We start from the raw sequence: 13,853 nt of genomic DNA, 5'->3' as shown, positions 1-13,853 counted from the left end.
AGTGGGACGAGCGACCCACACCGGTGCGCGACACGAGGATGTCACGGGACATCCGCTCGCCTAGGCTGGTCGGGTGACCGAGAAGCCGCGCCTGTCGTCCCGAATCGCCGCCATCGCCGAGTCCGCGACCCTCAAGGTCGACGCGAAGGCGAAGGCCCTCCAGTCCGCCGGGCGGCCGGTCATCTCGTACGCGGCCGGCGAGCCGGACTTCCCGACGCCCGCGCACATCGTCGAGGCCGCGCTCGCGGCCGTCGCCGACCCGCGGAACCACCGGTACACGCCCGCCGCGGGCCTGCCCGACCTCCGCGAGGCGATCGCGGCGAAGACGCTGCGCGACTCCGGGCTCGAGGCATCCGCCGCCCAGGTCGTCGTCACCAACGGCGGCAAGCAGGCCGTCTACCAGGCCTTCCAGGTGCTCCTCGACGCCGGCGACGAGGTGCTCGTGCCGACGCCCTACTGGACCACCTACCCGGAGGCGATCAAGCTCGCCGGCGGCGTGCAGGTGGACGTGTTCGCGGGCGCCGACCAGGGCTACCTCGTGACCGTCGACCAGCTCGAGGCCGCGCGCACCGACCGCACCAAGGTGCTGCTGTTCGTGTCGCCGTCGAACCCGACCGGCGCGGTCCACACGCCCGAGCAGGTCCGCGAGATCGGCGAGTGGGCGCTCGAGCACGGCATCTTCGTCGTGGCCGACGAGATCTACCAGAACCTCACCTACGCCGAGGACGTCGACGGCGTGCCGCCGCGCGCGGTCTCGATCGTCGAGGCCGTGCCCGCGCTCGCCGACCGCGTGATCCTCGTGAACGGCGTCGCGAAGACCTACGCGATGACCGGCTGGCGACTCGGCTGGATGGTCGGCCCGACCGACCTCATGAAGGGCGCCGCGAACCTGCAGTCGCACCTCACGTCGAACGTCTCGAACATCTCGCAGCGCGCCGCGCTCGCGGCCCTCACCGGGCCGCAGGAGCCGGTCGAGGAGATGCGCCGCGCGTTCGACCGCCGGCGCCGCACGATCGTCGCCGAGCTCTCGAAGATCGACGGCTTCCAGGTGCCCGTCCCGCAGGGCGCGTTCTACGTCTACCCGGACGTCTCGGGGCTCCTCGGCCGCGAGTGGGGCGGCGTCACGCCGTCCAGCTCGCTCGAGCTCGCCGACCTGATCCTCGACCAGGCCGAGGTCGCGGCCGTGCCCGGCGAGGCGTTCGGCCCGAGCGGGTTCCTGCGCTTCAGCTACGCGCTCGGCGACGACGCGCTCCTCGAGGGCGTGCAGCGACTGCAGCGCCTCTTCGGCTGAGGCCGACGGGCGACGAACGAACCGGCCCGCCAGGACTCCCCCCGCGGGTCCCGGCGGGCCGGTGGCTTCTGCCGGCCTCGTTCAGCGCTCGGTCAGTGCTTGAAGGCGTCCTTGACGTCCTCGACGGCGTTCTTCAGGTCGGACTTCGCCTGGTCGGCCTTGCCCTCGGCCTCGAGCTTCTCGTCGTCCGTCACCTTGCCCCAGGCCTCCTTGGCCTTGCCGGCGACGTCGTCCTTCGTTGCATCGGCACGCTCTTCGCTACCCATGTCGCACTCTCCTTCCGGGCGGGATCACCGCCACAACTCCAGTGAACGCGTCCGGCGCGTGCGGCGCACCGGGTTGATTTCCCAGCCCCGGGGCGCTACGCGTGCGCGGAGGCGTCAGGCGCTGCGGCGTCGGGTGCTCCGGCGTCGGGTGCTCCGGCGTCGGGTGCTCCGGCGTCGGGTACTGGGCCGTCGAGCGTGCGGCGGGCTTCCGCGACGACCTCGTCGGCGATCGCGTCGAGCAGCGGCGAGCGCAGGTTCCACTGCTGCCAGTGGTGGGGCACGTCGACGGGCGGTCCGCCGAGCGCCACGAGATCGCCGCGTTCGAGTTCCGCGCGCGACTGGAACGCCGGCAGCAGCCCCCACCCGAGCCCGAGCTTGATCGCGGTGGCGAAGTCGTTCGAGGCGGGCACGTAGTGACGTGGCGGGTGCGAGGCATCCACCCCGACGCGCTGGAGGTACTCGGACTGCAGGTCGTCGCGCCGGTCGAAGTCGACGACGGGCGCGACGCCGAGCGCCTCCGGCGTCGCGCCATCGGGCAGCCACCGCGCGACGTAGCCGGGCGTGGCGACGGCGCGGTACCGGAGCACGCCGAGCGGGCGCACCACGCACCCCGCGACGGGCTCGGCCTGCGACGTGACCGCGGCCATGACGGTGCCCGACTCGAGCAGGCCCGCGGTGAAGTCCTGGTCGTCGCGGTGCAGGTCGAACGTGATCGGGTGCGCGGAGGCGAGCCGCGCGAGCGGCGGGAGGATCCACGTCGCGAGCGAGTCGGCGTTCACGGCGAGGGGGATGCGGATGCGCCGTCGCGTCCGCGACGCGCCGCCCGCACCGGGCTCGCCGGGGCCGCCCTGCGCGGAGCCGTCGGGCTCCGGGTCGATGCCGAGCGCGTCGAGCGCGTCGTGCTCGAGCAGCGTCGCCTGCCGCGCCAGGCGCACGATCGCCGCCCCCGCCTCGGTCGGCCGCACCGGGCGGGATCGCACGAGCAGCACGCGCCCGAGCCGCCGCTCGAGGAGCTTCACGCGCTGCGACACCGCCGACGGCGTGATCGCGAGGTCGCGCGCGGCAGCGTCGAGGCTGCCGGCGTCGACGACCGCGGCGAGCGTGCGGGCGAGGTCGATGGGCAGTTCCATATGAAGCGATGCTAATGGAACTGAAGCATCCTGAGCTGGATTTCATTTGATGTCTCGCCTAGCGTCGATCCACGTGGACCTCTCGCACGCGCTCGCCGGACTCGGCCTCGGCCTCTCGCTCATCGTCGCCATCGGCGCGCAGAACGTGTTCGTGCTGCGGCAGGGGATCCGCCGCGAGCACGCCTTCGCGGTCGCCGCGGTGTGCGCGATCAGCGACCTCGTGCTCATCGTCGTCGGCGTCTCGGGCATCGGCGCCGTGCTCACCGCGGTGCCGTGGCTGATCGACGTCGTGCGCTGGGCCGGCTTCGCCTTCCTGCTCGGCTACGGCGTGCTGGCCGCGCGGCGGGCCATCCGTCCGTCCGGCGAGGTGCTGCAGGTCGCGGAACCCGTGCGCGTCGATGCGCTCGTCGTCCCCGGTGGTCGAGGAGCGCGCGAGCGCAGCGAGGACGCGTCTCGAAACGCCCGAAGCGCGGATGCCGACCGGTCTCGAGACGCGTCCGACTCCGTCGGGCGCTCCTCGACCACCAGGGGAGCCGTCCTCGGCACCGCGCTGGCGCTCACCTGGCTCAACCCGCACGTCTACCTCGACACCGTGTTCCTGCTCGGCTCGGTCGCGAACTCGCACGGCGACGGGCGCTGGGCGTTCGCCGCGGGCGCGGGGGTCGCGAGCATCCTGTGGTTCTTCGGGCTCGCCTACGGCGCGCGCTGGCTCGGCCGCTGGCTCGCGACCCCGCGCGCCTGGCGGATCCTCGACGCGGTCATCGCGGTCGTCATGGTCGCGATCGCCGTCTCCCTCGTCCTGCCGCGCTGACGCACCCGCGCCGGTCCCCGCGAGTCGCACCTGCCGGACACTCGACGTCGCCGACCTGTCGATTCCCACTCCCGCCGTTCGTCGTACGTGCGTAGCGTGACCGAGAGAAGGGATTCCACCATGGAGTACGCGCTGTTCTACCGCGAGGGCACGGACCCGCAGCCCTACGCCCCCGAGGACGACGACATCGGCGCGTGGGTCGCCGACCTCGTCGCCCGCGACGTCTCGGAGTACGGCGAGCGGCTCCGCCCGCCGCAGGACGCCACGACCGTGCGGATCCGCCGGGGCGAGCTCCTCGTGACCGACGGGCCGTTCACCGAGGCGAAGGAGGCGATCGGCGGATTCGACGTCATCGTCGCCGCCGACCTCGACGAGGCGATCGAGGTCGCGTCGAGGCATCCGGCCGCCCGCTTCGGCGAGGTCGAGGTGCGGCCCTTCGTGCAGTGGCCCGACGCCGGGCCCGGCTCGCGGGTCGTGCCCGACGGGTTCCCCGACCGGCCCGTGCACGGCAGCCGGTACCTCATGCTCGTCATCGCGGACCCGTCGGCCGCGCAGGACGCGGCGAGCGGCGGCGAGGGCGACGACGACCCCGAGGCCTGGGTGCGGGAGATGGACGCCCGCGGCGCACGCCTCTTCGGCGACGTGCTGCGCCCGCCGTCCGACGCGACCTTCGTCCGCCGCCGCGACGACCGCGTGATCGTCACCGACGGCCCCTTCAGCGAGGCGAAGGAGTGGGTCGCGGGCTTCGACCTCATCGAGGCGGCCGACCTGGCCGACGCGGTGGGCGTCGCGGCGGGGCATCCGATGGCGCGCGGGGGGATCCTCGAACTGTGGCCGCTGTGGCCGTTCGACCCCGACGACGACCACGTCGCGCGCGCGGCGCGGGAGGACGCTGAGCGCGACGTCCGGCTCCAGCCGGGCGCCGCCGAGGTGCTCGCCGCACTCGCAGCGGAGCGCGCCGGGACACCGGCGGAGGCGGGCCGCTGAGCGACGAGTCCGGCGCGGCCGGCCCGGCCTCGCACGAGGTCGGGCCGGCGCTCCGGACCGCGTTCGAGGGCGAGTGGGCGCGTGTCGTCGCGACGCTCATCCGCACGACCGGCGACTGGGACGTCGCCGAGGAGGCGGCCGCGGCCGCGTTCGAGCGCGCGGCCGCGACCTGGCCGCGCGACGGCGTGCCCCGGAACCCGGGCGCATGGCTCACGACGACGGCCCGCAACCTCGCGCTCGACCGGCTGCGGCGCCGCGGCGTCGAGGCCGCGAAGGTGAAGGAGTGGCTCATGGACGCGGAGGCGACCGGGGACGACCCGCGAGCGCGAGGCGGAGCCGCCGACCCCGCCGACGTGGTCGCCGGGCGCGGCGACGAGCCCGCGTGGGACGACCGGCTGCGGCTCGTCTTCACATGCGCCCACCCGGCCCTGCCGATGGAGGCGCGCGTCGCGCTCACGCTCCGCACGGTCGGCGGCCTCGAGACGCCGGAGATCGCGCGTGCGTTCCTCGTGCCCGAGGCGACGATGGCGCAGCGCATCGTGCGCGCGAAGCGGAAGATCCGCAACGCCGGGATCCCCTACCGGGTTCCGCCGCCCGACGCGCTGCCCGAGCGGCTCGGCGGCGTGCTCGCCGTGCTGTACCTGATCGCGAACGAGGGCTACGTCGCGTCCTCGGGCGACCGGCTGCAGCGACTCGACCTCGCGGCCGAGGCGATCCGGCTGACGCGGCTCGTCGTCGGACTGCTGCCCGAGGACCCCGAGGCGCGCGCACTGCTCGCGCTCCTGCTGCTGCAGCACGCGCGGTCGGCGACCCGCACGGATGCCTCGGGCGAACTGGTGCCGCTCGAGGAGCAGGATCGGACGCGGTGGGACGCCGCCGAGGTCGCGGAAGGGCTCGCGCTGGTCGGAACCCTCGGGCGGGTGCCGACTTCGACCGATCGGTCGGGGCCATACGCCCTGCAGGCCCGGATCCAGGCGGAGCACGCACGCGCGGCGACCGCGGCGGACACCGACTGGCGCGCGATCGCGGCGCGGTACGACGACCTGGCCGCGCTCGCCGACTCGCCGTTCGTCGACCTCAACCGCGCGATCGCGATCGGGTTCGCCGACGGGCTCGAACACGGGCTCGCGGCACTCGCCGCGCTCGAGGCATCCGGCCGGCTCGCCGGCTACCACCTGCTGCCGGCCGCGCAGGCCGACCTGCTCCGCCGGCTGGGGCGAGTGGATGCCTCGGCCCGCCGCTACCGCGAGGCGATCGCGCTCGCCCCGACCGGGCCCGAGCGGCGCTACCTCGAGCGGCGACTCGCTGGGCTCGGGTCCGCGTAGCGCCCGCGCGGTGATCGAGGAGCGCCCGAGCGGAGCGACCCCTCCCGGTGATCGAGGTGCGCCCGAGCGCAGCGACCCCTCCCGGTGATCGAGGTGCGCCCGAGCGCAGCGACCCCTCCCGGTGATCGAGTAGCGCCCGAGCGCAGCGAGGACGCGTATCGAGATCACGTCACCATGGTCTCGATACGCGTCGCCTCCGGCGGCGCTACTCGACCACCGGGGTGGGCGCCTCCGGCGGCGCTACTCGACCACCGGAAGGGGTGTCGCCTCCGGCGGCGCTACTCGACCACCGGGGTGGGTCGGCATCCACCGGTCGATGGATGCCGCGTTCCACCGCCCGACCGCTACCGGCCGGCTCCGCCCGCTGCCACGCTGGGCCCATGACCACCACCGAAGCAGCGATCCGCATCCGCGGGCTGCGCAAGGCCTACGGCCCCCTGGTCGCCGTCGACGGCATCGACCTCGACGTGCACCGCGGCGAGACGTTCGCACTCCTCGGCCCGAACGGCGCCGGGAAGTCGACCACGATCGAGATCCTCGAGGGGTACCGCGATCGCACGTCGGGCGACGTGCACGTGCTCGGCGTCGACCCGAGCCACGGCGGCCTCGACTGGAAGGCGCGCATGGGCATCGTCCTGCAGTCCTCCGCCGAGGCGGCGCAGACCACCGTGCGCGAGCAGCTCGCGCACTTCGCGAGCCTCTACCCGAACCCGCGACGCGTCGACGACGTGCTCGACGCGGTCGGCCTGCGCGAGAAGGCGAAGACCCGCATCTCGCGGCTCTCCGGCGGGCAGCGGCGTCGCGTCGACGTCGCGCTCGGAATCATCGGGCGGCCCGAGCTGCTCTTCCTCGACGAGCCGACGACCGGGTTCGACCCAGAGGCGCGGCGCGAGTTCTGGGGACTCGTCCGGCAGTTGAAGTCGGAGGGCACGACGATCCTCCTCACGACCCACTACCTCGACGAAGCCGCCCAGCTCTCGGATCGCGCGGGCGTGATCGCGGGCGGCCGGCTCATCGAGGTCGGCCCGGTCGGGTCGATCGGCGGCGCGGACGCCCGCATCCCGATCGTGCGGTGGCGCGACGCCGGCGGCCTGCGCGAACGCCGCACCGCCGAACCGGCCGCGCTCGTCGCGGCGCTCACCGCCGAGCTCGGCGGCGAACCCTCCGAGCTCGAGGTCGTCCGGCCCGGCCTGGAGGACATCTACCTCGACCTCGTGGCCGCTGCGGCCGCGTCCGACACGAAGGAGCAGGCGGCATGAGCGACGTCGGCCTCACCCACGGCACCACCGCATCGGCGGCCACGCCGGAGGCATCCGCACCGGCTCCCGCCGGAACGCCCGGACCCTCCGGAGCGCCCCGGACGACCGGCACCCCCGGCGGCGGCCGCGCCTACGCGCGCGCCCGCGTCGTCCCGAACGGCGTCTCGCGCATCTGGTACGAGACGCGCACCTACTTCCGCCTGCCCGACCAGGTGTTCTTCACCTTCCTGTTCCCGGTCGTCATGCTCGGCATCTTCACCGCCGTGTTCGGCGACCAGGAGATGACGATCGGCACGACGACCATCGACATGGGCGCCTACTACCTGCCGGCGATGCTCGCCGCGGGCATCCTGCTCTCGGGCGTGCAGAACCTCGCGATCGACATCGCCGAGCGCAAGTCCGACGGCACGCTGAAGCGCCTGGGCGGCACGCCGCTGTCGCCGGTCTCGTACTTCATCGGCAAGATCGGCGAGGTGTTCCTCACGGGCGTGATCCAGGCCGGCGTGCTCATCGCGGTCGCCGCGCTGGTGTTCGGCGTCGACCTCCCGACCGAGCCCGAGAAGTGGGTCAGGTTCGTGTGGGTGTTCGTGCTCGGCACCGCGGCATCCGCCCTGCTCGGCATCGCGCTGTCGTCGGTGCCGCGCTCGGGCCGCAGCGCGAGCGCGGTCGTCGTGCCGATCCTGCTCGTGCTGCAGTTCATCTCGGGCGTCTACGTCATGTTCTCGTCGCTGCCCGAGTGGATGCAGAACCTCGCCTCGGTCTTCCCGCTCAAGTGGATCGCGCAGGCCATGCGCTCGGTGTTCCTGCCCGACGATTTCAAGGCGCTCGAGCCCAACGAGAGCTGGGACCTCGGATGGTGCGCCGTCGTGCTCCTCGCCTGGCTCGTCGTCGGGCTCGTGATCTCGCGACTCACCTTCCGCTGGATCCGGAAGGACACGTGACGGATGCCCCGTCGGCCGGCCCCGCTCGGCACGGCGCCCGCCACGGGGCGCCGTGCCAGCATGGGACCATGCTGAACCGCCGCTGGTGGGACGTCGTCGCGGTCGCCGTCGTCGCGGTGATCGTCGTGATCACGCTGATCGACACGCCGATCGGTCCGCAGACGTACGCCGCGTGGGGGGTGCTCGCGGCGTTCCTCGTGGTCTACGCGGCCTACTTCCGGGGCCGGCTCGGGTTCAAGGACTCCGGGCACCACCTCGCGATCACCGCGCTGCTGTTCGTGATCCTCACGGCCGGCACCGCGTTCGAGGCATCCTTCGCGACGATGCAGACGTTCGCCTACCCGTACCTCTGGGTCACCGCACCGTCGACCCGGCGCGCGGTGAGCTCGAACGTGGTGCTCTCGCTCGGCGTCGCCCTCGGCTACGCGCTGCACTACGGCTGGGCGGGCGCGCTCGTCGGGGCCGGCGTGGCCGGCCTCTCGCTGGCCTTCAGCATCGGGCTCGGCCTCTGGATCACCCGCATCGCCGAGATCGGCGACGAGCGCGCGCGGCTGCTCGAGGAACTGCAGGCCGCGCAGGGCGAGCTCGCCGCGCTGCACCGCGACGCGGGCGTCACCGACGAGCGCGCCCGCCTCGCCCGCGAGATCCACGACACGATCGCGCAGAGCCTGACCGGGCTCGTGATGGTCGCCCAGCGCACCGGCAACCGGCTCTCGGGGACCGACGGCACCCCGGTCGACGCCGTGCGGGCCGCCGCCGCCCGGGAGGACGTCGCCCTCATCGAGGAGATGGCGCGCGAGGCGCTGACCGAGGCGCGCGGGCTGGTCGCCGCCCTCGCGCCGGTCGACGTCGGCTCGACCCTCGCCGACGCGCTCGGCCGGCTCGCCGCGACGTTCGAGCGCGAGACGGGCGTCGAGGTGGACGTGCGGGCGGATGCCGCGGGCCTGGGCCGCGAGCTCGAGGTGCTGCTGCTCCGCACGGCGCAGGAGGGACTCGCGAACGTTCGCAAGCACGCGCACGCGCGCCACGCGTGGATCACGCTCGGCACGGGTGGCGGCGCGGCACGGCTCACGGTGCGCGACGACGGCGTCGGCCCGGGCGACGCCCGACCCGGCGAGGGCGGGTTCGGCCTGTCCGGCCTGCGCGACCGGCTCGCACTCGCCGACGGACGCGTCGCGTTCGGCGCCGCCCCGGACGGGGGGACGGAGCTCGCGGTCGAGGTGCCGCTCGGCGGGGCATCCACCCGGCTCGACGCGGCATCCACCCGGCTCGACGCGGCACCCAGCCGACGCGTCGACGGGACGGCCGCCGGCCGGTGGCCCGGCGCCGCACCCGCCGGATCCGAGCGGGAGGCGAACGGATGACCCGCCCCATCCGCATCCTCGTGGCCGACGACCACCCGATCGTGCGGGCCGGCATCGTCGGCCTGCTGGAGTCCGACCCGGACCTCGCCGTGGTCGGCCAGGCCGCGGACGGCGCCCAGGCCGTCGCGCTCGCCGAGGCGGAGCATCCCGACCTCGTGCTCATCGACCTGCGCATGCCCGTGCTCGACGGTGCCGCCGCGACGCGCGCGATCATCGAGGCCGGCACCGCGGCGCACGTGCTGGTCCTCACGACGTACGACACCGACGAGCACATCGTGTCGGCCATCGAGGCCGGTGCGAGCGGCTACCTCCTGAAGGCGGCGCCGCAGGAGGAGATCCTCGCGGGCATCCGCGCCGTCGTCGCCGGCGAGACGGTGCTCGCGCCGTCGGTCGCGGCGCAGCTCGCCCGCCGGCTTCGCGCCGCTGCGGTCGCCGAGCCGCCGGCGGAGGCATCCGCTCCGGCGCTCTCGCCGCGCGAGCTGGAGGTGCTCCGCCTGGTCGCCGCCGGGAAGTCGAACCCCGAGATCGGGCGCGCGCTGTTCATCGGCGAGGCGACCGTGAAGACGCACCTGCTCCACGTGTTCGAGAAGCTCGGGGTCGGCGACCGAACGCGTGCGGTGACGCGCGCGATGGAGCTCGGGGTGCTCTGACGCCGCCGTGCGCGCAGGCGGCCCGTACGCTGGGGCAGGTGAGCCAGCCCGACGCCCGACCCCGCGGCGGGGGCCTCGCGGCCTCCGACCGCGCGCTGCCGCCCTGCCCGGACGGCGACGGCCTCTTCGTCGTCGCCAACCGCTCCTCGGGGACGGCCGTCGTGCGCGCGGACCCGCTGCGCACGCTGCACGAGCGCCTCCCCCGCGCCGTGGTCCACGAACTCGACGACGAGGACGCCGCGACCGTACTCCGGCGGGCCCTCGCCGGGGACGCCCCGCCCCGCATCCTCGGCATCGTCGGCGGCGACGGCACGGTCGCGTCGGCGGCCGCGGTCGCAGTGGAGCACGGCCTCCCGCTGCTGGTGGTGCCCGGCGGGACCTTCAACCACTTCGCGCGCGCGCTCGGCGTGACCGACGCGGCGGTCGCGGTCGATGCGCTCGTCGCCGGGACCGGCTCCGCCGTGGACGTCGCCGAACTCCGGGTCGGCCGACTCGGCCCGTTCACGGTGCTGAACGCCGCCTCGGTCGGCATCTACCCCGACTTCGTGGCACGCCGGGACCGGCTGCGCCCCCGACTCGGCAAGTGGCTCGGCGGCGTGGTCGGGGCCGCCGCCGCGGTTCGCCGGGTCGCGCCGGTGGGGATCTCGATCCGCGGCCGTCGCGCGCGCGTCTGGAGCCTCGTCGTGAGCGTCGGCCGCGACGACCCCCTCGTCCCGGCCCCCCTCCAGCGCCACGGTACCGACGACGGGGTGCTCGACGTCCGGATCCTGCACGCGGGGTCGCGCTCGCGCGCGGTCGCGGCGCTCGCGTTCGGTCGCCGGACGGCGGCCGTGCTGCGTGGACTCGGCCTGCTCCCCGAGCGCTCGGAGGCGTGGACCACGACCGACCTCGACGTCGTCGTGCGCCCCGCCGCGGGGCGAACCGCGGCCTTCGCGCACGACGGCGAACCGATGCAGGTCCGGCCGGACGATCCCGTGGCGACCGGTACCGGTCAACCGACCACCGGAGTGCCGGTTCAAGTCCGCCTCCTGCCGGGCGCGCTCGACGTGTACCGGCCGGGCGAGGGCGAGACAGACGCAGCGGCGAACTGACCGACCGCTGAGGCGACCGGACCCGACGCGGCAGCGAGCGAGACGGACGCGTCCGCGCCGGCCGCGTCGATCAACCGGTGTTCTGGAGGCCCGCCGCGACGCCGTTCACGGTGAGGAGCAGGAGCCGGCGATCGGGATCCGCCGCCTCGGGCTCGACCGTCGCGCGCACCGAGCGGAGCGCGCGCAGCTGGAGCAGCGACAGCGCGTCGACGTACGGGCTGCGCAGGTGCACCGTCCGGCGGAGCACGGGCCGGCCCTCGAGGAGCTCGCGACCGGCCGCACGGACGACCCACTCGCGCGTGAGCGCCATCTCGTCGAGCACCAACTGCGCGAGGTCGTCGCGGTCGCCGAGCTCGAGGTAGCGGCGCGCGATGCGCTCGTCGGTCTTCGCGAGCGACATCTCGACGTTGTCGATCATCGCGGCGAAGAGCGGCCAGCGCTCGTACGCGTCGCGCAGCAGGGCCGTGTCCCCGACCTCGGCGAGCGCGGTGCCGAGCCCGAACCATCCGGTCAGGTTGATGCGCGCCTGCGTCCACGAGAACACCCACGGGATCGCACGGAGGTCCTCGAGCGACTCGACCGAGAGACCGCGGCGGGCGGGACGCGAGCCGAGCGCGAGCTGCCCGAGCTCCTCCATCGGCGTGACCTGCGCGTACCAGGGCGCGAACCCGTCGGCCTTCACGAGCGCGAAGAACCGCTCGCGCGAGACGCGGTCGAGCCGCGCACCGAGGTCGGCGAAGTCGACCGCCGCGGCGCGGTTGCGCTCCTCGTTGGAGGGGCTCGACGCGAGCAGCGTCGCCGCCGCCATCTGCTCGAGGTGGCGCGCGGCGATCGCCTGGTCGCCGTACCGCGCGAAGATCACCTCGCCCTGCTCGGTGAGCTTGAAGCGGCCGTCGACCGAGCCGGGCGGCTGCGCGAGCACGGCCTCGTTCGCGGGCCCGCCGCCGCGGCCGAGCGCGCCGCCCCGGCCGTGGAAGAGGGTGAGCTCGATGTCGTTGCGTTCGGCCCAGTCGGCGATCCGCCGCTGCGCGGCGTTCAGCGCGAGCGTCGCCGAGACCGGCCCGACGTCCTTCGACGAGTCGGAGTAGCCGAGCATGACCTCGAGCTTGCGCCCCGTCGCGGCGAGGCGTGCCTGCACGGGCTCGAGGGCGATGAGCCCGTCGAGGATGCCGGTCGACGCGTCGAGGTCGGCGAACGTCTCGAACAGCGGGATCACGTCGAGCACCGGGGCATCCGCTGCCGAGCCGAGTGCCGCGGCGGCGAGCTCGAACACGTTCGCGAGGTCCTCGGCGGACTGCGTGAACGAGACGATGTACCGGCGTGAGGCGCGGACGCCGTAGCGCTGCTGGAGGCGCTTGATCGCGCGGAACACCTCGAGCACCTCGAGCGCCTGCGCGCCCAGCTCGCCACCCGCGCGCACCTCGGCGAGCGCGTCGCGGTGCACCTTCGAGTGTTGGCGCACCTCGAGCTCGGCGAGGTGGAACCCGAAGGTCTCGACCTGCCAGATCAGGTGCTGCAGCTCGCCGTTCGCGCTGCGCGCGGCACCGCCGGACCGCAGCGAACCCTGGATGATCCGGAGGTCGTCGAGCAGCGCCTCGGGCGACGGGTAGGCGAGCCGGTCGTCCCCGGTGCGCGTCGCGGCGATCCGCTCGGCGACGACGAGCAGCACGCGCCGGTGCGGTTCGTGGGGTGCGCGGATCCCGATGAGCGAGACGATCTCGGGCGCGAGCCGCGACTGCCGCTCGGAGAGGTCGACGAGCGCCGCGTCGGGCGGCGTGTCGTCGGAGCTCTGGGTCAGGGTCCGGCCGATGCGGGACGCGGCCCGCTCGAGGCCGAGCAGGATGTGCTCGGCCTGGATCCCGACCGCCTGCTCGGTGATCTCGGCGGTGACGTACGGGTTGCCGTCGCGGTCGCCGCCGATCCACGAGCCGTACCGGACGAACGACGGAGCCTGCGCGGTGCCGACGCCCGCCCCGTCGCCGAGCAGCACGTCGTCGAGGAGCCGGTACACGCGCGGCACGACCTCGAACACCGTCTGGTCGAAGATGCTCATCGCCGTGCGGACCTCGTCGAGCGGCGTCGGCCGGGTCGTGCGCAGCGGCGTCGTGCGCCAGAGCGTGTCGATCTCCTCGAGCAGGCGGCGGTCGAGCTCGACGGTCGGCAGGGCGCCCTCGTGCGCGCCCTCGCGGCGGCTGAGCAGGTCGGACACGCGGCGGATCGACGAGGCGACCGCGCGACGGCGGGCCTCGGTCGGATGCGCCGTGAAGACGGGGTGGAACCGCAGGCCCTCGAGCCGGCGGCGCGCCTCGCGCTCGCCGACCTCGCCGGTCAGGCGTGCGACGGCACCCGCGAGCGAGTCGTCCTTCGGGTCGGGCTGCGCCGCGCGCTCGCGGAGCACGCGCACGCGGTGGTGCTCCTCGGCGAGGTTCGCGAGGTGGAAGTAGACCGTGAACGCGCGCGCGACCTGCTCGGCCCGCTCGACGTCGAACGACTCGACGAGCGCCTCGGCCTCGGCGAACGCCTCGGGGTCGTTCGACGCGTACGCCTCGATCGACAGGGCGCGCAGGCGCTCGACGTCGTGGAGGAGTTCGGGCCCGCCGGCCTCGGTCAGGACCCGGCCGAGCAGGCCGCCGAGCAGGCGGACCTCGGCGCGCAGGGGCTGGTCGACGCTTTCGCGGCTTCGATCACGGTCGGCGGGGGAAGGTGCAGCGGGACGCTCTGCGGTGGTGCTCACCCGG

At 74.4% G+C, this 13,853-nt stretch carries 12 protein-coding genes; 9 read left to right on the top strand and 3 right to left on the bottom strand.

The features are described from left to right. Positions 1-73: 73 nt before the first annotated feature. The gene (locus ACDF64_RS07345; protein ID WP_394554456.1) at positions 74-1,291 is read left to right on the top strand and encodes a pyridoxal phosphate-dependent aminotransferase; all 1,218 of its coding nucleotides are present in this window, start codon (positions 74-76) and stop codon (positions 1,289-1,291) included. A 92-nt stretch (positions 1,292-1,383) separates the two neighbouring features. Here the strand turns inward: ACDF64_RS07345 and ACDF64_RS07340 are convergent, their stop codons facing one another. Then, entirely contained in the window at positions 1,384-1,557 is a 174-nt protein-coding gene (locus tag ACDF64_RS07340) for a CsbD family protein (RefSeq protein WP_394554455.1), read from the bottom strand. A gap of 95 nt (positions 1,558-1,652) precedes the next feature. Beyond that, entirely contained in the window at positions 1,653-2,687 is a 1,035-nt protein-coding gene (locus ACDF64_RS07335) for a LysR family transcriptional regulator ArgP (protein ID WP_394554452.1), read from the bottom strand. A 73-nt stretch (positions 2,688-2,760) separates the two neighbouring features. Between ACDF64_RS07335 and ACDF64_RS07330 the strand changes: the two genes are divergently transcribed. The 8 genes from ACDF64_RS07330 (at position 2,761) to ACDF64_RS07295 (ending at position 11,115) form a co-directional block, all read left to right on the top strand. After that, the gene (locus ACDF64_RS07330; protein ID WP_394554451.1) at positions 2,761-3,498 is read left to right on the top strand and encodes a LysE/ArgO family amino acid transporter; all 738 of its coding nucleotides are present in this window, start codon (positions 2,761-2,763) and stop codon (positions 3,496-3,498) included. Between the two features lie 120 nt (positions 3,499-3,618). Further along, positions 3,619-4,485 (top strand): YciI family protein, encoded by an 867-nt coding sequence (locus ACDF64_RS07325; RefSeq protein ID WP_394554449.1) that lies wholly within the window; start codon positions 3,619-3,621, stop codon positions 4,483-4,485. After that, on the top strand, positions 4,482-5,810 hold the full coding sequence (locus ACDF64_RS07320; RefSeq protein ID WP_394555069.1) for an RNA polymerase sigma factor: 1,329 nt from the start codon (positions 4,482-4,484) through the stop codon (positions 5,808-5,810). Before ACDF64_RS07325 ends, ACDF64_RS07320 begins: the two co-directional genes overlap by 4 nt. A gap of 380 nt (positions 5,811-6,190) precedes the next feature. Continuing rightward, positions 6,191-7,069 carry an ABC transporter ATP-binding protein gene (locus tag ACDF64_RS07315; protein WP_394554448.1) on the top strand — a complete coding sequence of 293 codons (879 nt, stop codon included), beginning with the start codon at positions 6,191-6,193 and terminating at the stop codon, positions 7,067-7,069. Continuing rightward, positions 7,066-8,010: an ABC transporter permease gene (locus tag ACDF64_RS07310; RefSeq protein WP_394554446.1), complete on the top strand. Its 945-nt coding sequence runs from the start codon at positions 7,066-7,068 to the stop codon at positions 8,008-8,010. The genes ACDF64_RS07315 and ACDF64_RS07310 overlap by 4 nt, the downstream gene beginning before the upstream one ends. A gap of 68 nt (positions 8,011-8,078) precedes the next feature. Next, the gene (locus tag ACDF64_RS07305; RefSeq protein WP_394554444.1) at positions 8,079-9,374 is read left to right on the top strand and encodes a histidine kinase; all 1,296 of its coding nucleotides are present in this window, start codon (positions 8,079-8,081) and stop codon (positions 9,372-9,374) included. Then, positions 9,371-10,024: a response regulator gene (locus ACDF64_RS07300; RefSeq protein ID WP_394554442.1), complete on the top strand. Its 654-nt coding sequence runs from the start codon at positions 9,371-9,373 to the stop codon at positions 10,022-10,024. The genes ACDF64_RS07305 and ACDF64_RS07300 overlap by 4 nt, the downstream gene beginning before the upstream one ends. Before the next feature lie 38 nt (positions 10,025-10,062). Continuing rightward, the gene (locus ACDF64_RS07295; protein WP_394554440.1) at positions 10,063-11,115 is read left to right on the top strand and encodes a diacylglycerol/lipid kinase family protein; all 1,053 of its coding nucleotides are present in this window, start codon (positions 10,063-10,065) and stop codon (positions 11,113-11,115) included. A gap of 70 nt (positions 11,116-11,185) precedes the next feature. Here the strand turns inward: ACDF64_RS07295 and ACDF64_RS07290 are convergent, their stop codons facing one another. Beyond that, positions 11,186-13,849, bottom strand: coding sequence for a phosphoenolpyruvate carboxylase (locus ACDF64_RS07290; protein ID WP_394554438.1), 2,664 nt, complete (start codon positions 13,847-13,849; stop codon positions 11,186-11,188). Positions 13,850-13,853: the final 4 nt, after the last annotated feature.

This window comes from Agromyces sp. MMS24-JH15 (assembly GCF_043518605.1).
Lineage (GTDB): Bacteria > Actinomycetota > Actinomycetes > Actinomycetales > Microbacteriaceae > Agromyces.
The sequence above is the reverse complement of the archived record's forward strand: the minus strand, read 5'-3'. Positions and strand labels throughout refer to the sequence as shown.

Coding starts and splice junctions, on each gene's coding strand:
- ACDF64_RS07340 (WP_394554455.1), bottom strand. CDS start 1,557: ATGGGTAGCGAAGAGCGTGCCGATGCAACGAAGGACGACGTCGCCGGC.
- ACDF64_RS07335 (WP_394554452.1), bottom strand. CDS start 2,687: ATGGAACTGCCCATCGACCTCGCCCGCACGCTCGCCGCGGTCGTCGAC.
- ACDF64_RS07325 (WP_394554449.1), top strand. CDS start 3,619: ATGGAGTACGCGCTGTTCTACCGCGAGGGCACGGACCCGCAGCCCTAC.
- ACDF64_RS07315 (WP_394554448.1), top strand. CDS start 6,191: ATGACCACCACCGAAGCAGCGATCCGCATCCGCGGGCTGCGCAAGGCC.
- ACDF64_RS07310 (WP_394554446.1), top strand. CDS start 7,066: ATGAGCGACGTCGGCCTCACCCACGGCACCACCGCATCGGCGGCCACG.
- ACDF64_RS07305 (WP_394554444.1), top strand. CDS start 8,079: ATGCTGAACCGCCGCTGGTGGGACGTCGTCGCGGTCGCCGTCGTCGCG.
- ACDF64_RS07300 (WP_394554442.1), top strand. CDS start 9,371: ATGACCCGCCCCATCCGCATCCTCGTGGCCGACGACCACCCGATCGTG.